The 3,260-nt window shown below is 71.8% G+C and carries 3 protein-coding genes and 1 pseudogene; 2 read left to right on the forward strand and 2 right to left on the reverse strand.

Translation table 11 applies throughout. The annotated features are described in order from the left end of the window. Together AAW13_RS43570 and AAW13_RS43575 are read left to right on the forward strand one after the other, a co-directional pair. The coding region (locus AAW13_RS43570) for an elongation factor 1-alpha C-terminal domain-related protein (protein ID WP_420855536.1) at positions 1–781 on the forward strand (781 nt) is incomplete at its 5' end. Positions 782–1,032: 251 nt separating this feature from the next. Then, positions 1,033–1,488, forward strand: a complete 456-nt coding sequence (locus AAW13_RS43575; protein ID WP_046728608.1) for an ATP-binding protein — start codon at positions 1,033–1,035, stop codon at positions 1,486–1,488. Here AAW13_RS43575 and AAW13_RS43580 read toward each other — a convergent pair. Both AAW13_RS43580 and AAW13_RS43585 read right to left on the reverse strand, forming a co-directional pair. Next, on the reverse strand, positions 1,448–2,884 hold the full coding sequence (locus tag AAW13_RS43580) for an amino acid permease (RefSeq protein ID WP_046728584.1): 1,437 nt from the start codon (positions 2,882–2,884) through the stop codon (positions 1,448–1,450). The two genes, AAW13_RS43575 and AAW13_RS43580, sit on opposite strands and share 41 nt — an antisense overlap. 162 nt (positions 2,885–3,046) lie before the next feature. Next, positions 3,047–3,260: pseudogene (locus AAW13_RS43585) on the reverse strand (ornithine carbamoyltransferase); the annotation flags it as partial.

The raw sequence follows: 3,260 nt of genomic DNA on the forward strand, positions 1-3,260 counted from the left end.
CGCCGTCAACAAGATGGACCTGGTCGGCTACGAGCGGTCCGGGTTCGAGCGGATCGTCGCCGACTTCACCGCGCGGACCGCCGAGCTGGGGCTCCCGGAGGTCACCGCGATCCCGGTCTCCGCGCTGGCCGGCGACAACGTGGTCGACCGTTCCGCGCACATGGACTGGTACGGCGGCCCGGCCCTGCTGGAGCTCCTGGAGAACGTCCCGGTCGCGGCGGACGCGGCCGACGCCCCGGCCCGTTTCCCGGTCCAGTACGTCATCCGGCACGGTGACGTCCGGCACTACGCGGGCCAGCTGGTCTCCGGTGCGCTCCGGGTCGGCGACCGGGTCACCGTGCACCCGTCCGGGGAGACCTCCGAGATCACGGCGATCGACGTGCTCGGCACCGCGGTCGAGGCGGCCCACGCCCCGCAGTCCATCGGGGTGCGCCTGGCCGACCAGCGGGACGTCTCACGCGGCGACATGATCACCGCGGGGGCACGGGGGCCCGTGCTCACCCAGGACGTCACGGCGGCCGTGTGCCATCTGGCCGACCGGCCGCTGCGGGTCGGTGACCGGGTGCTGCTCAAGCACGCCACCCGGACCGTCAAGGCGATCGTCCGGGACCTGGCGGGCGCCGGTGAGCTGACCGCGAACGACCTGGGGCGGATCACCCTGCGCAGCGCGGAGCCGCTGCCGCTGGACGCCTACGCGGTCTCCCGCCGCACCGGCGCGTTCATCCTGATCGACCCGGCGGACGGCGCGACGCTGACGGCGGGGATGGTCGATCTCGGCTGACCTTCCCGCGTGTGAGGTGCCCCCGGCGATCGCCGGGGGCACCTTCGTTTTCGCACCCGCGCGCGTCACAAGGTCACGGCACGTCAATAACGCGGTAACAGAGCAGGGGGACGTGCGAGAGGGGCGCCCGGCCGGGGTAAGCCCCCTGTTACCGGGACGAAGGTCCCGTACGGGGGGCACCGACGGTCTCCGGGACGGGACCCGTACCATTCCTACAGTTGAAAGCAGGACAAGCAGTGATCGCCTGCGCCATGAACGGACCAGCCGTGTACGAACCGCCTTCCCCCTCCGCCGCCTCCTGGCGCATCGCGCTGCCGCACACCGTCGCGGCCGTGCCGGTCGCCCGTGCCCTGGTGCGTTCGGCGATGGAGGAGGCGGAGCACGCGGCGGACGCCGACACCGCCGAGCTGCTGACGGCGGAACTGGTCGCCAACGCGGTGGAGCACACCGCGGGCAGGGGGCCGATAGAGCTGGTCGTGGAGCTGCTGCCGGGGGGCTGCAAGGTCGAGGTGCACGACCCGGACCCGGCGCCGCCCGGTCATCTCACCCGTCCGGTGATCGAGGAGCCCGACCCCATGCAGGAGGGCGGCCGTGGCCTGCTGCTGATCCGCGCGCTGAGCTCGTCCTGCGGGCACCGCCCCACCGAGTCCGGCAAGGCGGTGTGGTTCAGGCTTCCTGTAGTACCGCGTCAGTGGCGTCCGGCGTGACGGCCCCCGCCGTGGCCAGCGTGGACTTCCGGCGCCCGTAGCCGAGGTAGACCAGCAGGCCCACGACCAGGAAGACGGCGAACTGGATCCAGGTCGTCCACCCGGTCTCGTACATCAGATACAGGCAGAAGCCGACGCCCAGCAGGGGCACGACCGGGTAGAGCGGCACCCGGAACGTACGGGCCAGCGCCGGTTCGCGGCGGCGCAGGGCGAGCACCGCGATGTTCACCACGGCCATGATCGCGAGAGTGCCGATGGTGCACAGGTTCATCACCGCGTCCAGCGAGGCGAAGGCCGCCGGCAGCGCGAAGACGGCCGCGACGATCAGGGTGCCGGCCACCGGGGTGGCGGTCCGCGGGGAGACCTTCTCGAAGACGCGCGGGATCAGGCCGTCCCGTGACATGGACATCAGGATGCGGGTCTGGCCGTACATCACGGCGAGGACCACGGAGGCGATGGCGACGACCGCGCCGAAGGCGATCACCCCGCCGCCGATCGTGGACCCGGTGACCTCGTTGACGACGTAGGAGAGGGCGGCGGGGCGGCCGGCGACCTGCTCGCCGCCGATGGCGCCGATCGCGGCGAGCGCGACCGCGCAGTAGAGCAGGGTGACCACGCCCATGCAGACGAGGATCGCGACCGGGATGTCCCGGCGCGGGTTCTTGGCCTCCTCACCGGCGGTGGTGATCGCGTCGAAGCCGATGTACGAGAAGAACGCGGCGGTGGTGCCCGCGCCGATGCCGCCGAGACCGGCCGGCGAGAACGGGACGAGGTTGCCGTCCTTGAAGGCGCTGAAGCCGATCACGCAGAAGGCGAGCAGGACGGCGAGTTTCACGGCGGCCATCGCGGCGGTGGCCCGGGCGCTCTCCCGCACCCCCCGCACCAGCAGGACGGCGGCCATCGCGATCACGATCACCGCGGGGAGGTTCACGATCCCGCCGTCGCCGGGGCCCGCGGCCAGCGCGTGCGGGAGCTGGAGCCCGGTGAGGCTGTGCAGCAGTTCGTCGACGTACTGGCTCCAGCCGACGGCGACGGCCGAGATCGAGATGCCGTACTCCAGGAGCAGGCACCAGCCGACCAGGAAGGCGGTGGTCTCGCCGAGACCCGCGTAGGCGAAGGAGTACGACGACCCGGAGACCGGGATCGCGCCGCCCAGCTCGGCGAAGGAGAGGGCGGTGAAGACGCAGGTGACGGCGGCGAGGACGAAGGAGACGACGACGGCGGGGCCCGCCTGGGCGACCGAGTCGGAGAGGCCGACGAAGATGCCGGTGCCGACGATCGCGCCGATGCCGAAGCAGATCAGCTGGAAGAGGCCCATGGTGCGGCGGAGGCCGTGGCCCGCGCGGTCGGCGCCGGATTCGGCGACCAGCAGGTGCGGAGACTTGATGCGGGGCATGCGGGTGGTGCTCTCTCTGGTGGTGCGGGTGTCCCTCTTGGGGACACGGTGGCGGTCTCGGCAGGGGTGGCGCCGGACCGCCGGAAAGAATAGGGCCTTTTCGCTACGGGGTCAGGTTCGGTGCCGGGTCAGGTTCGGTCCCGGGCCAGGTTCGGTCCCGGGTCAGGCGAGCGTTGCGACCAGGACGGCCTTGATGGTGTGCATCCGGTTCTCGGCCTCGTCGAAGACGACCGAGTACTCGGACTCGAACACCTCGTCGGTGACCTCCAGCTCGGTCAGGCCGTGCCGCTCGTGGATCTCGCGGCCGACGTCGGTGCCGAGGTCGTGGAAGGCCGGCAGGCAGTGCAGGAACCTGACGTCCGGGTTGCCGGTGGCG

This window comes from Streptomyces humi, from assembly GCF_001005085.2.
Taxonomy (GTDB): domain Bacteria; phylum Actinomycetota; class Actinomycetes; order Streptomycetales; family Streptomycetaceae; genus Streptomyces; species Streptomyces humi.